General features: G+C 71.4%; 19 protein-coding genes. 9 read left to right on the top strand and 10 right to left on the bottom strand.

Annotation, left to right across the window (positions count from 1 at the left end):
* Window positions 1-76: 76 nt before the first annotated feature.
* The 5 genes from VF612_RS17445 to VF612_RS17465 all read left to right on the top strand — a co-directional run bounded on the left by VF612_RS17445 (window position 77) and on the right by VF612_RS17465 (window position 4,804).
* Window positions 77-1,054 (top strand): DUF58 domain-containing protein, encoded by a 978-nt coding sequence (locus VF612_RS17445; RefSeq protein WP_408661127.1) that lies wholly within the window; start codon window positions 77-79, stop codon window positions 1,052-1,054.
* Window positions 1,051-2,010, top strand: a complete 960-nt coding sequence (locus VF612_RS17450) for a VWA domain-containing protein (RefSeq protein WP_408661155.1) — start codon at window positions 1,051-1,053, stop codon at window positions 2,008-2,010. The genes VF612_RS17445 and VF612_RS17450 overlap by 4 nt, the downstream gene beginning before the upstream one ends.
* 97 nt (window positions 2,011-2,107) lie before the next feature.
* Window positions 2,108-2,812 (top strand): 3-oxoacyl-ACP reductase FabG, encoded by a 705-nt coding sequence (gene fabG / locus VF612_RS17455; protein ID WP_408661128.1) that lies wholly within the window; start codon window positions 2,108-2,110, stop codon window positions 2,810-2,812.
* A 110-nt stretch (window positions 2,813-2,922) separates the two neighbouring features.
* Window positions 2,923-3,690: an enoyl-ACP reductase FabI gene (gene fabI, locus VF612_RS17460; RefSeq protein ID WP_408661129.1), complete on the top strand. Its 768-nt coding sequence runs from the start codon at window positions 2,923-2,925 to the stop codon at window positions 3,688-3,690.
* A 67-nt stretch (window positions 3,691-3,757) separates the two neighbouring features.
* Window positions 3,758-4,804 carry a ferrochelatase gene (locus VF612_RS17465; protein WP_408661130.1) on the top strand — a complete coding sequence of 349 codons (1,047 nt, stop codon included), beginning with the start codon at window positions 3,758-3,760 and terminating at the stop codon, window positions 4,802-4,804.
* A gap of 107 nt (window positions 4,805-4,911) precedes the next feature.
* Here the strand turns inward: VF612_RS17465 and VF612_RS17470 are convergent, their stop codons facing one another.
* Window positions 4,912-5,667 carry a hypothetical protein gene (locus VF612_RS17470; RefSeq protein ID WP_408661131.1) on the bottom strand — a complete coding sequence of 252 codons (756 nt, stop codon included), beginning with the start codon at window positions 5,665-5,667 and terminating at the stop codon, window positions 4,912-4,914.
* A gap of 70 nt (window positions 5,668-5,737) precedes the next feature.
* Here VF612_RS17470 and VF612_RS17475 point away from each other — a divergent pair, with 70 nt between their 5' ends.
* Window positions 5,738-6,571 carry a DUF3097 family protein gene (locus VF612_RS17475; RefSeq protein ID WP_408661156.1) on the top strand — a complete coding sequence of 278 codons (834 nt, stop codon included), beginning with the start codon at window positions 5,738-5,740 and terminating at the stop codon, window positions 6,569-6,571.
* Window positions 6,572-6,589: 18 nt separating this feature from the next.
* Here VF612_RS17475 and VF612_RS17480 read toward each other — a convergent pair whose 3' ends face one another.
* The 5 genes from VF612_RS17480 to VF612_RS17500 all read right to left on the bottom strand — a co-directional run bounded on the left by VF612_RS17480 (window position 6,590) and on the right by VF612_RS17500 (window position 11,219).
* The gene (locus tag VF612_RS17480; protein ID WP_408661132.1) at window positions 6,590-7,852 is read right to left on the bottom strand and encodes a GNAT family N-acetyltransferase; all 1,263 of its coding nucleotides are present in this window, start codon (window positions 7,850-7,852) and stop codon (window positions 6,590-6,592) included.
* 77 nt (window positions 7,853-7,929) lie between these two features.
* Window positions 7,930-8,787 carry a CPBP family intramembrane glutamic endopeptidase gene (locus VF612_RS17485; protein WP_408661133.1) on the bottom strand — a complete coding sequence of 286 codons (858 nt, stop codon included), beginning with the start codon at window positions 8,785-8,787 and terminating at the stop codon, window positions 7,930-7,932.
* Complete coding sequence (locus tag VF612_RS17490) at window positions 8,788-9,279, bottom strand: DUF4395 domain-containing protein (RefSeq protein WP_408661134.1); 492 nt, start codon at window positions 9,277-9,279, stop codon at window positions 8,788-8,790.
* 97 nt (window positions 9,280-9,376) lie between these two features.
* Complete coding sequence (locus VF612_RS17495) at window positions 9,377-10,003, bottom strand: MBL fold metallo-hydrolase (protein ID WP_408661135.1); 627 nt, start codon at window positions 10,001-10,003, stop codon at window positions 9,377-9,379.
* A 127-nt stretch (window positions 10,004-10,130) separates the two neighbouring features.
* Window positions 10,131-11,219 (bottom strand): S-(hydroxymethyl)mycothiol dehydrogenase, encoded by a 1,089-nt coding sequence (locus tag VF612_RS17500; protein ID WP_408661136.1) that lies wholly within the window; start codon window positions 11,217-11,219, stop codon window positions 10,131-10,133.
* A gap of 62 nt (window positions 11,220-11,281) precedes the next feature.
* On the opposite strand from VF612_RS17500, the gene VF612_RS17505 reads away from it, so the two are divergent.
* Entirely contained in the window at window positions 11,282-12,349 is a 1,068-nt protein-coding gene (locus tag VF612_RS17505; RefSeq protein WP_408661137.1) for an NAD(P)/FAD-dependent oxidoreductase, read from the top strand.
* Here the strand turns inward: VF612_RS17505 and VF612_RS17510 are convergent.
* A complete protein-coding gene (locus VF612_RS17510) occupies window positions 12,346-13,644 on the bottom strand; it encodes a citrate synthase (RefSeq protein WP_408661138.1) in 1,299 nt (432 codons plus the stop codon). The genes VF612_RS17505 and VF612_RS17510 overlap by 4 nt on opposite strands.
* Window positions 13,645-13,758: 114 nt before the next feature.
* On the opposite strand from VF612_RS17510, the gene VF612_RS17515 reads away from it, so the two are divergent.
* Complete coding sequence (locus VF612_RS17515; RefSeq protein ID WP_408661139.1) at window positions 13,759-14,229, top strand: SRPBCC family protein; 471 nt, start codon at window positions 13,759-13,761, stop codon at window positions 14,227-14,229.
* A 73-nt stretch (window positions 14,230-14,302) separates the two neighbouring features.
* The gene (locus VF612_RS17520) at window positions 14,303-14,776 is read left to right on the top strand and encodes a DUF5709 domain-containing protein (RefSeq protein WP_408661140.1); all 474 of its coding nucleotides are present in this window, start codon (window positions 14,303-14,305) and stop codon (window positions 14,774-14,776) included.
* Window positions 14,777-14,845: 69 nt separating this feature from the next.
* Here the strand turns inward: VF612_RS17520 and VF612_RS17525 are convergent, their stop codons facing one another.
* The 3 genes from VF612_RS17525 to VF612_RS17535 all read right to left on the bottom strand — a co-directional run bounded on the left by VF612_RS17525 (window position 14,846) and on the right by VF612_RS17535 (window position 16,886).
* Window positions 14,846-15,559 carry a hypothetical protein gene (locus VF612_RS17525; RefSeq protein WP_408661141.1) on the bottom strand — a complete coding sequence of 238 codons (714 nt, stop codon included), beginning with the start codon at window positions 15,557-15,559 and terminating at the stop codon, window positions 14,846-14,848.
* A 116-nt stretch (window positions 15,560-15,675) separates the two neighbouring features.
* Window positions 15,676-16,059, bottom strand: a complete 384-nt coding sequence (locus tag VF612_RS17530; RefSeq protein WP_408661142.1) for a DUF3037 domain-containing protein — start codon at window positions 16,057-16,059, stop codon at window positions 15,676-15,678.
* A 59-nt stretch (window positions 16,060-16,118) separates the two neighbouring features.
* Window positions 16,119-16,886, bottom strand: a complete 768-nt coding sequence (locus VF612_RS17535; protein WP_408661143.1) for a HipA family kinase — start codon at window positions 16,884-16,886, stop codon at window positions 16,119-16,121.
* Between the last annotated feature and the right edge of the window lie 82 nt (window positions 16,887-16,968).

The following is a 16,968-nucleotide window of genomic DNA, read 5'->3' on the forward strand; positions in this document are numbered from 1 at the left end:
CGGCCCAGCAGGGGGGCCAGTTCCCCAGCCAGCAGGCCGGCCAGCCTCGCCAGTCCGGTAACTGGGCGCCGCCGGCGTGACCAGGCACGGCACCGGCGCTGACCGTCCCGCGAGCCCCGGCCAGGCTGTGCCGCCGGCCCAGCAGGAGGCGGTGCTGCGACGGCTGGAGTACGCCGTGCGCAACAAGCTCGACGGTTTGCTGCTGGGCAGCTATCTCGGCCTGGTGCCCGGGCCAGGCAGCGAGCCGGGGGAGTCCCGCCAGTACTACCCCGGTGACGACGTCCGGCGGATGGACTGGCCGGTCACCGCCCGGACCATGACCCCGCACGTCCGCCAGACCGTCGCCGACCGGGAGCTGGAGACCTGGCTGGTGGTGGACCTGTCGCCGAGCCTGGACTTCGGCACCGTCGTCATGGAGAAGCGCGAGCTGGTCTTCGCCGCCGCGACCGCGATCACCCACCTGACCGCCAAGGCCGGCAACCGGATCGGGGCGATCATCACCACCGGCGAGCAGATCATCCGCGTCCCCGCGGTGGCCGGCACCAACCACGCCCGCTACCTGATGCGCAAGCTGGCCAACACCCCGCGGGCGTCCGAGGGTCGGCGCGGTGACCTGGCGATGGCGCTGGAGCAGGTCCGGCGGCCGCCCCGGCGGCGCGGCATGGTGGTGGTGATCTCGGACTTCCTCGGCGACCAGGACTGGGAACGGCCGCTGCGCGGGCTGGGCGACCGGCACGAGCTGCTCGGCATCGAGGTGCTCGATCCCCGGGAGCTGGAGCTGCCCGCCGCGGGCCTGGTGACCTTCGTCGACCCCGAGACCGGCGAGCAGCTGGAGGTGCAGACCTCCGACGTCCAGCTCCGGCAGCGCTACGCCGAGGCTGCCGCCGAGCAGCGCAGCCAGATCGCCTCGATGCTGCGCCGGGCCGGAGCCGACCAGTTGCGGCTGCGCACCGACTCCGACTGGCTGTCCGACATCGTGAAGTTCGTCGTCACCCGCCGCCGCGGGGTGGCCGTCCGCCCGCCCTCGCGCGCCGGAATGAGTGGGGTGCACTGATGCATTTCAGGTCGCCGTACTGGCTGTTCATCCTGCTGGCCGTCGCCGCCGTGGCGCTGGCGTACCTGCTGGTGCAGCTGCGTCGGCGCAAGTTCGTGGCCCGGTTCAGCAACACCCAGCTGCTGGCCAGCGTGGTGCCCCGGCGGCCGGGCTGGCGCCGGCACCTGACCTTCGCGCTGCTGCTGGTGGCGCTGACGGTGCTGTCGCTGGGGGTGGCCGGGCCCACCGCCTCGGTCCGGGTGCCGCAGGAGAGGGCCACCGTGATGCTGGCCATCGACGTGTCGCTGTCGATGCAGGCCACCGACGTGCTGCCCAGCCGGCTGGAGGCCGCCCAGCAGGCCGCCGAGGAGTTCGCCGACCTGCTGCCCAAGCGGATCAACCTCGGGCTGGTGAAGTTCGGCCGGGCCGGCAACGTGCTGGTGCCGCCCACCCTGGACCGCGAGGTGGTCAAGCGGGCGATCGCCGGCCTGCAGCTGGAGCAGTACACCGCCATCGGCGAGGGGGTCTTCGCCTGTCTCGACGCGCTGAACACCTTCAGCCGGACTGCCACCGCGACGAACGAGAAACCCGCGCCCGCGCGGGTGGTGCTGCTCAGCGACGGCTACAACACGGTGGGGCGCAAGGTGTCCGAGGCCGCGGACGAGGCCAAGAAGGTCAGCACGCCGGTGTCGACGATCGCCTTCGGCACCGACAGCGGAACGGTCGAGGTGCAGGGCACCGTCCAGGCGGTGCCCTCGGACAAGGTGACCCTGCGTGGCCTGGCCCAGGCCACCGGCGGCTCGTTCCACACCGCGGCGTCGGTGCAGGAGCTGCGGTCGGTCTATGAGGACATCGGCTCCCAGATCGGGTACACCACCGCCCAGCGCGACATCAGCTGGCGGTTCATGCTGGCCGGGCTGCTGATGGCGATGGCCGCCGGCGCGACGTCGCTGCTCTGGTCGGGCCGGCTCAGCTGACCGGCGGCCGGGGTTCATCCGGCCTACCTGATCGGCGGGCGGGGAGTTCACCCGGTCCCGAGTCGGAGCTGCTCACCTATCGGCTAGCGTGAGCGGAGTGAGTCGATCTGTGCTGGTGACTGGTGGCAACCGTGGGATCGGTCTGGCGATAGCCCGGGCGTTCAGCGAGGCGGGTGACAGGGTCGCGGTGACCCACCGCGGCAGCGGCGCGCCGGAGGGGCTGTTCGGAGTGCGCTGCGACGTGACCGACGAGGAGTCGGTGGACCGGGCGTTCAGCGAGGTCGAGGCCGAGTTCGGACCGGTCCAGGTGCTGGTGTCCAACGCCGGCGTCACCGACGACAAGCTGCTGATGCGGATGAGCGAGGACTCCTTCACCGGAGTGCTCGACGCCAACCTCACCGGCGCCTACCGGGTCGCCAAGCGGGCCACCGCCGGCATGGTCAAGGCCCGGGGCGGCCGGATGGTGTTCATCTCCTCGGTGGTGGCGCTGACCGGCGCGCCCGGGCAGGCCAACTACGCCGCGAGCAAGGCCGGCCTGATCGGGCTGGCCCGCTCGATCGCCCGCGAGCTCGGCAGCCGCAACATCACCGCCAACGTGGTGGCGCCAGGCTTCATCGAGACCGACATGACGGCGGTGATGACCGAGGCCCGCAAGAGCGAGGTGCTGGCCAGCGTGCCGCTGCGCAGGTACGGGTCGGTGGCCGAGGTCGCCGAGGTGGTCCGGTTCCTGGCCTCCGACGCCGCCGGCTACGTCAACGGCGCGGTCCTTCCGGTCGACGGCGGCCTCGGCATGGGGTTCTAGTCACGGGGTTCTAGGCATGAGGTTCTAGGCATGGGGTTCTAGGCACGGGGTTCTAGGCATGGGGTTCTAGGCAGCGACCGGCTCATCGGCAGCGGAGGGGATTTCACGACATGGGACTTCTGGACGGCAAGCGGTTGCTGGTCACCGGCGTGATCACCGAGACCTCGATCGCGTTCTCGGTCGCCAAGGTCGCGCAGGAGCAGGGCGCCGAGGTGGTGCTGACCGGCTTCGGCAGGCTGTCGCTGGTCGAGCGGGTGGCTCGCCGGTTGCCCAAGCCGGCGCCGGTGGTCGAACTCGACGTGACCTCGCCCGAGCACCTCGAGGCGCTGGCCGACCGGGTCCGCGAGCACGTCGACGGCCTGGACGGGGTGCTGCACTCGATCGGGTTCGCCCCGGCGTCCTGCCTGGGCGAGGGCTTCCTGGACGCCCCGTTCGCCGACGTGGCCACCGCGATGGAGGTGTCTGCGTTCAGCTTCAAGTCGCTGGCCGTGGCGACGTTGCCGCTGTTCGGCGAGTCCGGCGGCTCGATCCTGGGGATGGACTTCGACGCCCGGGTCGCCTGGCCTGCCTACAACTGGATGGGCGTGGCCAAGGCCGCGCTGGAATCCACCTCCCGGTACCTGGCCCGCGAGCTCGGCCCCCGCCGGATCCGGGTGAACCTGGTGGCGGCCGGGCCGGTACGCACGATGGCGGCCAAGAGCATTCCGGGCTTCGTCCAGTTCGAGGAGGCATGGGAGGGCCGGGCGCCGCTGGGCTGGGACATCAATGACGCCACGCCGGTCGCGATGAGCTGCGCCGCCCTGATGTCGGACTGGTTCCCGGCGACCACCGGCGAGATGATCCACGTCGACGGCGGCTTCCACGCGATGGGTGTCTGAGGCGCATGGGTTTCTGAGGCGCATGGGTGTCTGAGGCCACGCCGGCCTGCGCGGTAGCTTCGTAAGGGTGACTGAGCCCGCCGTCGACTCGTTCCTGCTGCTGTCCTTCGGCGGCCCGCAGGGCCCTGACGAGGTGATGCCGTTCCTGCGCAACGTCACCGCCGGTCGCGGGGTGCCGGACGACCGGCTGGCCGCGGTGGCCGAGCACTACCAGCACTTCGGCGGCATCTCGCCGATCACGGCGCAGAACCAGGCGCTGCTGGCGGCGCTCGGCGCGGAGTTCGGCCGGCGCGGGATCGACCTGCCGCTCTACTTCGGCAACCGGAACTGGCATCCCTTCCTCACCGACACCGCCCGGCAGATGGCCGCCGAAGGCCGCCGGCACGCGCTGGTGCTGGCCACCAGCGCCACCGGCTCGTACTCCGGCTGCCGGCAGTACCGGGAGGACCTGGCGCGGGCTGCTGACGAACTCGCCGGAGCAGGTTCGGACGCGCCCCGGTTCACCAAGCTGCGGCATTACTTCGACCACCCCGGTTTCATCGCCGCCAACGCGGCCGCGGTGCGCCGGGCGCTGGCAGAGCTTCCCGCCGACCTGCGCGACGAGGCCCGGCTGGTGTTCACCGCGCACTCCGTCCCGGTCTCGATGAACGACACGGCAGGCCCGGACGGCGGCCTCTACCTCGTCCAGCACCACGAGACCGCCCGGCTGGTGGCCGAGTCGGTCCGCGGCGCGCAGGCCCGCTTCGACCTGGTGTGGCAGTCCCGGTCCGGTCCGCCGCAGGTGCCGTGGCTGGAGCCGGACATCAATGACCACCTCCGGGCGCTGGCCGCCGAGGGCGTGCCCGCGGTGGTGGTGGCGCCCACCGGATTCGTCTCCGACCATCTCGAGGTGCTCTGGGACCTCGACAATGAGGCGCGCGAGACGGCGGCCAAGCTGGGGCTGGGGTTCGTCCGGGCCAGCACGGCCGGCACCGACCCGGCGTTCGTGGCCGGCCTGGTGGACCTGGTGGAGGAGCAGTTGGCCGGCCGGCCTCCGGTCTACCTGAGCACGCTCGGGTTGTGCGGCCAGGACTGCCCCGCCGGCTGCTGCCCGGCCCCGGCGCGCCGCGGCTGAGACTGACCGGTCTGCTGACAGCTGGGGTCACGCCCTCGGGTGACGCCCAGCTCGGGTCACGGCCAGCTCGGGTCACGGCCAGCTCGGGATCACCGTCGGTCCCGCGATCACGGCCCGGCGGAGACCTCGGCCGCCGCGTTGTAGCCGGCCAGCAACGCCCGGCGGACCGCCAGCCGCAGCGGCGCCAGCGCCTGGTCGCGCTCGGCGACCGCGCCGGCGGTGAGCTGGGCGGTGCCGTCCGAATCGACCACGATCAGCACCGCGGACAGCCGCTCGGCCTGCGCGATCAGCCGGACCGCGCGGGGCGGATGGCTGGCCGGCAGGTGCAGCCGCTCACCGGCGCGCCGGGCATCCGACAGCGCCGGGGCGATGTCGTTGAGCCAGCTGGTGACCCCGCGCCGGGCGAACAGCGACGCGGTCTCGCGGATCGACTCGGTCAGGTCGTGCTCGGCGTCGGCCATGCTGATCGGGTCCGGCGGCAGCTCGCTGACCTCGGCCCGCTGCCAGATCAGCTCCCGGCCGGCGCTGCTCGGAGTCTCCCGGCCGGGCAGCACCGTCAGCCCGAAGTCCCGGCCGTAGACCGCCTCACCGGCCGTCAGCGCGGCGTTGCGGAACGCCGGCGGCCCGGCCAGGCCCCGGATGTCACCGGGAACCGGCAGGGCCAGCGTCAAAGCGGACGTGCCGGCCCGCTTCCACTCGGCCAGCGCTGCCCCGACCGGGCTCGGCCCGGGACCGAAGCCGGGGCCGCCGACATGGCGGCCGTCGCCGGTGACGGCATCGAGCACGTCATCGAACGCCACGGCGCCCGCCAGCCAGGCAGAGCCCCAGGCAGCGAGTTGGGCACATCGTCGTTCGATCGGCACAGCTGCCAACGGTACCTAACGGCTGCGCCGGGCGTGGGCTTCCCCCGCTGCTGCCGGGGTGATCCCTAAGCTGCTGGGCGTGTATCCCGACGATGTGCTGGCCAGCGGTTCTACCCGTCGCCGTAAGGCTGTTCGGCAGATTCCCGCCGAGCTGGACCTGGTGGTCGAGACCCTGGACGGCTACTGCGGAGCGGTGGTGGCGGTGGGCCGCACCGTCGTCGCCGGCGAGCAGCGGGACACCGTCACGCTGGCCGACCGCTTCGACCGGCGGCGGCAGTTCCCGATGCTGCCGGCCAGCTTCCTGCTCGAGGGCGAGCTGGTGACGCTGGTCCGGCCGCTCCCGGCAGCGGCCGCGCCGGCTCGTCCCGGCCGCACCGCCTCGGGCTCGGTCGCGGTCGCCGGGGTGAAGGCGCAGGTCGCGAAGGCCAGCCGGATCTGGGTCGAGGGCGTGCATGACGCGGCCCTGGTGGAGCGGATCTGGGGCGAGGACCTGCGGATCGAGGGGATCGTGGTGGAGCCGCTCGGCGGGATCGACGAGCTGGCCGAGCACGTCCGCCGGTTCCAGCCCGGCCCTGGCCGCCGGCTCGGGGTGCTGGTGGACCACCTGGCGCCGGGCTCGAAGGAGACCCGGATCGCCGCGACCGTCAGCTCGCCGCACGTCCTGGTCAACGGCCATCCCTATGTCGACATCTGGCAGGCGGTGAAGCCCACCGCCCTAGGTATCCAGGCATGGCCGGTCATCGGCCGCGATGTGGAGTGGAAGGACGGCATCGCCGCGGCGCTCGGGGTCTCCGACGCCCGCGAGATGTGGCGGCGGGTGCTGGCATCGGTGAACAGCTTCGCCGACGTCGAGGTGCCGCTGCTGCGCTCGGTCGAGGAGCTGATCGACTTCGTGACGGCCTGAGGGCCGGACACGACGACGTCAGAACGGCGTGGCGTTCCAGGGTTTCTGTGCGGTCCAGAACATCGATTCCAGCCGGGCCGCCGCGCCGGGCGTCTCCTCGTCGACCAGGCCGGCCAGTTGCTGCGAGCGCACGGTGCTGCCGCCGAGGTAGATGCCGGCCAGCGCGCGTTGGGACAGCTGCAGGTCCGCGGTCGCTGCCGGGGTGGCTCGGCACTCGGCATGGGTGGGCCCGCCGTCCAGGGTGTACCGGCCGGCTGCCCAGCCGCCGTCCCGGTCGACCACCTCCAGCACCAGCCGGTCGGTGCCGGCGTAGCGGCGGGTCGAGAGCGCCGCGGGGACGTCCAGCAGCCGCAGCCAGTCGTTGTCGCCGGTGCGGGTGCGCTGGGCCGCCCGGCCGTCGGACAGCAGCCATTCCAGCGGCTCGTCCACCGGGTAGGCGCGCAGCAGCAGCACCCGTACCAGGTCGAGGTTGAGCAGGTAGTGCCACAGCGCCCGGTAGGCGTCCTCGGTGGCGGCCAGCACCTCGTCGATGGTGACCTGGGTCTGATCGGGCTCCTGGAACAAGTCGCCGTCATGGGCTCGCCACACGGCGTAGCCGTCCACCCGGCCGTCGGCGTTGCGGGCCACCACGCAGACCGGCTCCCGCGCACCTGGCGGTCGCAGGCCCCGCAGGCCCAGCCGGCGCTGCCAGTCGGGCGTGGTCCGGTCGATCTGGCCGGCTCGCTGCAGCCGAGCCCGGTGATGCACCTCGGCGGCGGGTTCGAGCAGGTCGTCCGGCTCGACGCCGATCAGCTCGTGCGGTGTCTTCGGTGGCAGGATCTGCGGCCGTCGCAGCGACAGGATCCGGTAATTGGAGCTCATCACGGCGGGCCAGTACCCGAACCGGCCGTAGATCGCCCACTCCGCGGCCAGCAGCAGGCTCGCCACCTCGCCCCGGTCCTTGGCATCCTGCAGCGACTGGGTGAGCATCCGGGTGAGCAGGCCGCGCCGCCGGTGGGTGGCCGCCACCGTCACCTGGGTGAGCGCGTCGATCGGAAGCTCGGCGCAGTTCCCCGGTCCGGACGGGATGGTCAGGGTGGTGGGGAACGTCCGCAGGGTGGCCACGCAACGGCCGTCGACATAGCCCCCGAACACTCGGTCGGGGTCCCATACCTCGCGCCACCAGGGCAGCGTGTGCTCGCCGCCGGCGGCAGGGTTGGCCAGCAGCGTGGTGCGCAGGGCGCGCAGCCAGGGCACGACCTCGTCGAACGGAACGTGCCTGATCTCCGGTGTCGACGTCATGGCCCGACCCTGTCACAACGCCCGGGTGCCGTCGCGCGATTGACGCCCGGCTCGCCGGATCAGGCGGCTGTGCCGCCTCAGAGCCAGCTGACCCGGCCGTGCAGCGCGGCGTAGCCGACGAAGCTGACGATGTCGATCACGCTGTGCGCGATGATCAGCGGCAGCACCCGCTTGGTACGGGTGAACCACCAGCCGAACAGCGCTCCCATGATGAGGTTGCCGATGAAGCCGCCGATGCCCTGGTAGGTGTGGTAGCTGCCGCGGATCAACGCGCTGATGAGGATCGCCCGCCCCGCCGGCCAGTTCATCTCCCGCAATCGGGTGAGCAGGTAGCCGACGATCACGATCTCTTCCAGCACCCCGTTCTGGATGCCGTCCAGGATCAGCACCGGATACCGATACCAGACCTCGGCCAGGCCGGACGCCTGCAACTCGGCGTTGATGCCCAGGTGCCGCGCCAGGATCACCAGCCCCAGGCCGGGCACTCCGATCAGCGCGGCGAACCCCAGCCCCTGCAGGGTTTCCCGCTTCAGCCGCAGTCGATCCAGCCCGATGCCGAAGCCGGGCAGCGCCGGCACCCGGCTCAACAGCAGCAATGCCAGCAGCGCCGGGACGATGGCGTTGAGCAGCCCGAGCAGCTGGTAGGACAGGTCCACCCAGGCGCGCGGGCTCTCCGACGGGTTGAGCGTCGCGGTGGCGTTACGGAAGCCGCCGCGGGTCTGGATGTCGAGGAAGTTGACCCAGGAGTAGAGCGCCGAGATTCCCAGCGACACCCCGAGGACGAGCAACACCTCCAGGCCCAGCCGGCCGGCGCGCCGGGTGCTGGCCGGTGTCGACGCGCCACCCTCCGACCCGGCAGCCGGAGTGTCTGATCCGGCTGCTGAGCCCGATTCCGGGTCGAGGTCGGCTCCTGGCACCGGCGAGGCGGAGGTCACCTATCCATTCTGGCCGTAGCGCAAGCCGACCTCCTGGCAGGCCCGGCAGATGTCGGCGGAGATGATGCCGGCGCGCATCAACCGCCCGAACAGGACGCAGCCCAGGCACAGCGCGAACGCCGATTCCAGCAGCGCTGCCAGCAGGATCATCGCCAGCAGCGCCCGCGCCGGCCCGGTCGCGCCGAAGCCGAGATGCGCCACCGCGGCGGCGGTGCTGAGGGTGGCGCCGATGGCCTGGGCAAACCGCTTCGGCGGGCCCGGCACCAGCTTCGGCGTTCCCAGCCTGGGCGCGACCACCCGCGTCGCCAGCAGCCCGAGCGGGCTGAACCGCGGGCCGGCTGCCACCCGGAGCAGGAAGCCGACCGCGATCGGCAGTGCCAGCCAGGTCATGCCGGGGATGAGGGCCAGTGCGGTCAGCAGGACGACACCAGCCGCGACCACCCGGGCCGCCTTCTCGTTCACCGGGTTCGGAAAGCTGAACAACTGTGTCATGTGAACGACCGTGTCATTTCAACAACTGTGTCATTTCAACAACTGTGGTCATCTCAGCAGAATCTGTGTCATCTCAGCAGGATACGGCCGGTCCGGATCAGTGGCCGCGGGCTATCCACTCGTCCAGGTGCGGCACTTCGTCGCCGATGGACGTCGACTCGCCGTGACCGGTGTGCACCACGGTGGCGGCCGGCAGGGTGAACAGCTGATAGCGGATGGTGTCGAGCAGGGTGCCGAAGCTGGAGAACGACCGGCCGGTGGCGCCCGGGCCGCCCTTGAACAGGCTGTCGCCACTGAATACGGCACCCAGCTCCGCGGCGTAATAGCAGACCCCGCCGGGAGAGTGCCCGGGAGTGTGGCGCGCCTGCAGCGACACACCGGCCACCTGGATCAGCTCGCCGTCGGCCAGCGGGACGAAGTCGAAGTCCGGATGGGTCTGGCGCCACAGCACCTCATCGGCCGGGTGCAGCCGCACCGGGGCGCCGGTGGCCTCGCTCAGCTGCCGGGCGACGGTCACATGGTCGTCGTGGGCATGGGTGCACAGGATCGCCGTCAGCTTCCGGCCGCCGATCAGCTCGAGGATCGGCTCCAGCCGGTGTGGAGCGTCGATGACCACACACTCGGTGTCGTCGCCCAGCAGCCAGACGTTGTTGTCGACCTCCCAGCTGCCGCCGTCGAGGTTGAACGTCCCCGAGGTGGTGGTGTGCTGGATTTCGGCGCTCATGACCCCTGCCTCTCCGCTCCTCGCTCGTGCCTCGCTGCGATGCTCGCTCATGACCCCTGCCTCTTCGCGCGAGCGCTCATCGGGAGATGAGCTGCGCTCCTCGCTCGTGCCTCGCTGCGATGCTCGCTCATTCGAAGACGACCACCGAACGGAGCACGTCGCCGTGGTGCATCTTGGTGAACGCCTCCTCGACATCGGCGATCCCGATGGTCTCGGTGACGAACTTGTCCAGCGGCAATCGGCCTTGCAGGTACAGCTCGATGAACATCGGGAAGTCCCGGGACGGCAGGCAGTCGCCGTACCAGGAGGACTTCAGCGCGCCGCCGCGGCCGAAGACGTTGAGCAGCCCCAACTCGACCCGGGCCTCGGGGTTCGGAACGCCCACCAGCACCACCGTGCCGGCCAGGTCCCGGGCCATGAAGGCCTGCTTGTAGGTGTCGGGAACGCCCACCGCGTCCACCACCACGTCAGCGCCGAAGCCGCCGGTGGCCTCCCGGATCGCCTCCACCGGATCGGCCGTCGTGGAGTTCACCACGTGGGTCGCGCCGAACTCGCGGGCCCACGCCAGCTTCCGCTCGTCGATGTCCACGCCGATGATGGTCGTCGCGCCGGCCAGCCGCGCCCCGGCGATCGCTGCCATGCCGACCCCGCCGCAGCCGATGACCGCGATCGAGTCGCCCCGGCCGACCCCGCCGGTGTTGATCGCCGCGCCCAACCCGGCCATCACGCCACAGCCGAGCAGTCCGGCCACCGTGGCCGACGCCCGCGGGTCGACCTTGGTGCACTGGCCGGCCGCCACCAGCGTCTTGTCGGCGAACGCGCCGATGCCCAGCGCCGCGGAGAGCTCCGTGCCGTCCTCCAGCGTCATCTTCTGGGTGGCGTTGTGGGTGTTGAAGCAGTACTGCGGCCGCCCTCGCAGGCAGGCTCGGCACTGCCCGCACACCGCCCGCCAGTTCAGGATCACGAAGTCGCCCGGGGCCACCTCGGTGACGCCGGGGCCCACGCTCTCGACGATCCCGGCGGCCTCATGGCCGAGCAGGAACGGAAAGTCGTCGCTGATGCCGCCGTTGCGGTAATGCAGATCCGTGTGGCACACCCCGCAGGCGCCGATGGCGACCACTGCCTCGCCCGGGCCCGGGTCGGGAACGTTGATGGTGACCAGCTCCACCGGCTGGTCCTTGCTGCGGGCGATGACGGCGCGGACTTGTTGGCTCATGCCTACTGTTTACCGGACGTCCCCGACGAAACGCAGCCGGGCCGGGTCGAAGCGAGGGCGAAGTGGCCGATGTCGTGGTGGTGGGCGCCGGGATCGTCGGCGCCGCGGTGGCCTACGAGCTCGCGCTGGCCGGCGCCGCGGTCACGCTGGTGGACAAGTCGCTGCCGGCCTCGGGCGTGACCGCCGATTCCTTCGCCTGGATCGGCGGCCCGTCCGGCGCCGACGTGCCGGACGGCAGCTCGCCCCTCCGCCGGGGTGCGTTGGCGGCGTACCGGCGTCTGGAAGCGCAGGTGCCGGGTGTCCGGGTGCGGTGGACCGGCTCGTTGGCCTGGGACGGGCACGGCCTGCCGGAGGAGCGCAGCCTCGGTCCCGACGAGCACCTGCTCGACGCGGCGCGGATCGGCCGGTTGGAGCCGAACCTGGCGGCGACACCGGCCCGCGCGCTGCACAAGGACAGCGACGGCGCCGTCGATCCGGTCCGGGTGACCGACGCGCTGGTGGCCGCGGCGCGCGCTCACGGCGCCCGGCTGATCGTCGGAGCCGCGGTCACCGCGGTCAGCGCGCCGGACGGCCGGGTCACAGGGGCGCAGACCTCCCACGGCTTCCTCGCAGCCGACACCGTGGTGATCACCGCCGGAGTCGACGCGCCGGTGCTGTGCGCGCCGCTGGGGTTCGAGCTGCCCATCGCGCCTTCGCCTGCCCTGCTGCTGCGCTTCACCGCCGCGCCGGGCTTGGTGCGCACGCTGGTGGCCAGCCCGCACCTGGAAGTCCGGCAAGCCGCGGACGGCCAGCTGCTGGTGGCCGCCGGCTACCACGGGGAGGCCAGCCAGGACGATCTGCGCCGAGCCGCCCACGAGATGCTGAGCCGCCTCACCGCCACCTTCGCCGGCCCACCCGACATGAGCCTGGTCAGCGTCCGCCTCGCGGCACGGCCGATGCCCGCCGACGGCCTGCCCGTGATCGGGCCGCTCCCCGGGGTCAGCGGGGTGTACGTGGCGGTGATGCACTCAGGCGTGACCCTGGCGCCGGTCGCGGGACGGCTCATCGCCACCGAGATCATCGACGGCATCGAGGCCGGCGAGCTCAGCGGCGTCCGCCCTGCCCGCTTCCGCGCAGGGGCCGGCGCCTAGGCGCTGGGGTACGGGCGGCTGGTGGGCCCGGTGTAGAGCTGCCGGGGCCGGCCGATCTTGGTGTCCGGGTCGTTGATCATCTCGTGCCACTGGGCGATCCAGCCGGGCAGCCGGCCGATCGCGAACAGCACCGTGAACATCCTGGTCGGAAAGCCCATCGCCCGGTACAGCAGCCCGGTGTAGAAATCGACGTTCGGGTAGAGCTTGCGGCTGACGAAGTAGTCGTCGGCCAGGGCGTAGCCCTCCAGCTCCATCGCGATGTCGAGCAGGTCATCGCGCTTGCCCAGCGCCGACAGCACCTCGTCCGCGGTCTTCTTGATGATCGCCGCCCGCGGGTCGTAGTTCTTGTAGACCCGGTGCCCGAAGCCCATCAGCTTGACGCCGGCTTCCTTCTTCTTCACCCGCTCGACGAACTGCTTCACATCGCCGTCGTCGTCGCGGATCGCCTGCAGCATGTCCAGGACGGCGCTGTTGGCGCCGCCGTGCAGCGGCCCGAACAGCGCGTTGATCCCGGCCGAGATCGAGGCGAACAGGTTCGCGTTCGACGAGCCGACCAGCCGGACGGTGGAGGTCGAGCAGTTCTGCTCGTGGTCGGCGTGCAGGACGAACAGCAGGTCCAGGGCGCGGACCACTGCCGGATCGGGGTGGTACGGCTCAGCCGGGAGGCCGAACGTCATGCGCAGGAAGTTCTCGACCAGGCCGAGGGAGTTGTCGGGGTAGAGGAACGGCTGCCCGACCGACTTCTTGTAGGCGTAGGCCGCGATCGTCGGCAGCTTGGCCAGCAGCCGGATGGTCGAGAGGTCCACCTGCTCGGGGTTGAACGGGTCCAGCGAGTCCTGGTAGAAGGTCGACAGCGCCGATACCGCCGAGGACAGCACCGGCATCGGGTGGGCGTCCCGGGGGAAGCCGTCGAAGAACCGCTTGAGGTCCTCGTGCAGCATGGTGTGCCGGTTGATCCGTGAGGTGAAGGCGGACAGCTCGTCGGCCGAGGGCAGCTCGCCGTAGATCAGCAGGTAGCTGACCTCGGCGAAGCTCGACTTCTCGGCCAGATCCTCGATCGGGTAACCGCGATAGCGAAGGATGCCGGCGTCGCCGTCGATGTAGGTGATTCCGGACGCGCACGATGCGGTGTTGGCGAACCCGGGGTCGTAGGTGACCAGGCCGGCGCCTGAGAGCAGCTTGCTGACATCCACCCCGGCTGCGCCCTCGGTGGCAGGCACGACAGGCAGCTGCAGCTCCACGTCGCTGCCGGTGCGCAGTACCGCGACCTCGGAGGTCGTGGCGGTCTCGGTCATCTCAGACTCCCTTGTCCTGTGTGCTTCAAACCCTACTTCGCGAGCCGCCGGAGCCCGAATCGGAGGCGGATCGCCCGGCCCCCGGCGGCAGGCGCCGACCATAGGATCGAGTTCATGGCACGAATACGTACCGAGATCCTGATCGATGCTCCTGCTGACCGGGTCTGGACGCTGGTGACCGACTGGCCGGCCCAGAGCCGGTGGATCCCGCTGACCACCGTCACCGTGGACGAGCCCGCCCCGGGAGGCCTGGCCGGCGCCGGGCTGGGCGCCCGGTTCACCGGCCGGACCCGGCTGGGCCCGGTGCGGTTCGACGACCCGATGGAGGTCACCGAGTGGCAGCCGGCAACCGCCGGGGCGCCGGGCCGGTGCCGGGTACGCAAGCTCGGGCCGTGGCTGACCGGCTGGGCCGAGATCGAGGTGTCGCCGAGCCCGGGTGGCGCCCGGGTCGAGTGGGTCGAGGAGGTCCGGGCCCGCTGGACGCCCCGGATCTTCGACCCGGTGATCGCGGCGGTCGGCTCGGCGTTCTTCGGCCGGGTGCTGCGCAAGATGGCGGCCGAGTTCGCGCGAACGCCGCCGGGATGATGCCGAGTTCGCGCGAACCCCGCCACGGGATACCGAGTTCGCGCGAACGCCGCCGGGATGATGTAGTGAAGGCATGAGCGAATCCGATAACACTGCCTTCGGCGACGAGGTCTACGTCGGCGGCGACGACGACGCGGAGTACCTGGACCAGGCCGAGACGCTGACCGGTGAGGGCGCCGAGCTCGACGAGCCGCTGGACACCAGTTACTCACCACCCGACAACAGCCCGGTCGCCACCCGGTTCGGCAACACCGCCGCCGAGCAGGCCGAGGGCGAGAGCCTGGACCAGCGGCTTGCCCAGGAGGTTCCCGACATCACCCCGGACGACGTCACCGAGGACGCGGCTCCTCGCGCGGGCCGGCTGATCGCCCCGGACGAGGGCGCCCATGAGGACGTCGACGGCCCGGTGGCCTTCGACGCGGGCAAGGCCGGCAGCGCCGCCACCGCCGAGGAGGCCGCCATGCACATCGTGGACGAGGACGACCTCAACCAGCAGGCCACGAACGAGGACGACCTGACCGCCGACCCGGTGGACGACTTCCGCTGATCGCGCGGGCCGCTTCCGGGCCGGCGGCCAAGGGCGGCTAGGGCCGGTGCCGGCTAGGGACGGTGCCGGCTAAGGCCGGTGGTCCTTGCCGCCACCCTCGGCCGGGCCGATGTCCTCCTCGCCGCCCGGGTAGACGAACGAGTCGCGCGGGGCGTAGAAGGAGAAGCCGGTCACCACGTCCAGCGGCGTCGCCGGGCGCAGCGCGTACACCGGGTGCTGCGGGTCCAGGAACTCGATGGACTGCACTTCGAACGTGCTCACCAGCTCCCCGATGTAGGGGTAGTTGCCGGCGATCAACCGGTTCCCTACCCGGGTGACGTAGCGCAGGTGCCCGCCCAGCACGATGTCAGCGGTGTCGCCGACCTGGGCGCGGGTGCGGATGATCGGACGACCGTCCACCGACGTGGTCGCGGTGGCGATGCCGCCCTCCACCTCCAGCGTGGTGGAGCCGGTTCCGGCTGGGACGCCGCGCTCGGCCGCGTACTCCCGCATCACCTGCGAGGAGTTGAAGTAGTGCGTGAAGAAGCGCGCCGGGGTCACCCCGTCCGGCGCGAACTGATCGATGTCCAGGCCCAGGTAGGTGAGCGAGTACGCCCCGAAGCCGGTGGTCTGCTGCGCCGAGTCCACCACGTACTGGTTCATGTACACGGCGCGGTTGGCCGCCGGCTTCAGCGCCGGCGGGAGGAGCCGCGCGCACGCCTGCGGATCCTCGGGGATCCAGCTGGTGTAGAGCATGCGGCTGTTCAGGACGAGCTGGGGTGCGGCGAGCTTGCTGTCGGCCAAGGCGGTGTCCTTCCCGGTATCTGCTGCCTGCGCAGGGTGCGACGGTGGGCGACATCCTTACGTCCCGCCTGGCGCGCCGCAAGCGCTCTGAGGCGAGAGTTGGACAGGCGGACGGCTCAGCTGACCAGAGTGTCCAGCAAGTGCCGCAATTGCCCGGCCGGGTCCTCGGTCACCCCGCCGTGGATCGGCCCGGGCTGCACCACGGTGCTGCGCGGAGCGGCCAACCAGCCGAACCGCTGGCCCAGGCTGATCCCGGCGCCGGTCGCCGGCTCCGCCTCGCCGCGACAGACCGCCTCGATGGCCGCCAAGGCCGAGCGGACGGCGTCGAGGTCCAGATCAGGGGCCAACGCCAGCAACCGGTCCTGCCGCAGCCGGCTGGCCGCGCAGAGGTAGTCCGTGCTCTGGCTGTACAGCAACACCCCGACGTTCACGAACTCCTCGCGGTCCACCCGCGGCACGCACCGCAACACCACGTACTGGAATCCGTGCCGTGCGCTCATGTGGTCACCCGGCTCTTCGCAGCTATTCGCTCCGGTCCGCGCTTCGCTGCGATCCTCGCTCATGCCGCAGCCGCCCGGGGCAGCCAGCCGCGGTCACCGGATACGCGGGCCAGCAGGTACTCCAGGTAGCGCTGGCGCACCGCCGCCGGCTCGCCGCCGCTGTCGGGCTCGAGCCACTCGTCGGGGACCTCGGCCAGCACCTCGCCGAGCAGCCGGTCGTCGACCTGCGGCGCCAGCGCCAGGTCGGCCTGGGGCACCCCGCCCAGGTACTGGACCAGCACGTGGTCGGAGGCGTCATAGGGCTGGCGGGCAAAACGCTGCGGATCCGCGCCGGGCCGGGACCAGCCATGGTGGAAGTACAGCGCGGCGCCGTGATCGATCAGCCACAGCCTGCGGTGCCAGATCAGCAGGTTCGGATTGCGCCAGCTGCGATCGACATTGGCGGTGAACGCGTCCAGCCACAGGATCCGGGCCGCCTCGTCCGGATCGACCGGGTAACCGGCGTCCCAGCCGAAGGATCCGGGCAGGAAGTCGACCGCCAGGTTCAGGCCGACGCTGGCCGTGAGCAGGTCCTGGACCTCCTGGTCCGCCTCGTAGCGGGCGATCAGCGGATCCAGCTCCACCGCGCGCAGCTCGGGGACGCGCAGGCCCAGCCGGCGGGCCAGCTCGCCCACCACCACCTCGGCCACCAGCGCCTTCATGCCCTGGCCCGCGCCCCGGAACTTGACCACGTAGGTGCCCAGGTCATCTGCCTCGATGATGCCCGGCAACGAGCCACCCTCACGCAGCGGAGTCACGTAGCGGCTTGCCTGAACAGTGCCGATCACGCGTGCAGCCTAGGGCAGAACTGTCGGTGGCCTGGCCTAGCGTCAGCGCCGAGGTTCTCCCACCGCTGTCTTGACACGTGTG

This window comes from Jatrophihabitans sp. (assembly GCF_036388195.1).
Taxonomy (GTDB): Bacteria; Actinomycetota; Actinomycetes; order Mycobacteriales; family Jatrophihabitantaceae; genus Jatrophihabitans_A.

Excerpts from the sequence above, each read along its gene's own strand:
- fabI (WP_408661129.1), top strand. The coding sequence starts at position 2,923 with ATGGGACTTCTGGACGGCAAGCGGTTGCTGGTCACCGGCGTGATCACC.
- VF612_RS17480 (WP_408661132.1), bottom strand. The coding sequence starts at position 7,852 with ATGACGTCGACACCGGAGATCAGGCACGTTCCGTTCGACGAGGTCGTG.
- VF612_RS17490 (WP_408661134.1), bottom strand. The coding sequence starts at position 9,279 with ATGACACAGTTGTTCAGCTTTCCGAACCCGGTGAACGAGAAGGCGGCC.
- VF612_RS17495 (WP_408661135.1), bottom strand. The coding sequence starts at position 10,003 with ATGAGCGCCGAAATCCAGCACACCACCACCTCGGGGACGTTCAACCTC.
- VF612_RS17500 (WP_408661136.1), bottom strand. The coding sequence starts at position 11,219 with ATGAGCCAACAAGTCCGCGCCGTCATCGCCCGCAGCAAGGACCAGCCG.
- VF612_RS17510 (WP_408661138.1), bottom strand. The coding sequence starts at position 13,644 with ATGACCGAGACCGCCACGACCTCCGAGGTCGCGGTACTGCGCACCGGC.
- VF612_RS17515 (WP_408661139.1), top strand. The coding sequence starts at position 13,759 with ATGGCACGAATACGTACCGAGATCCTGATCGATGCTCCTGCTGACCGG.
- VF612_RS17520 (WP_408661140.1), top strand. The coding sequence starts at position 14,303 with ATGAGCGAATCCGATAACACTGCCTTCGGCGACGAGGTCTACGTCGGC.
- VF612_RS17530 (WP_408661142.1), bottom strand. The coding sequence starts at position 16,059 with ATGAGCGCACGGCACGGATTCCAGTACGTGGTGTTGCGGTGCGTGCCG.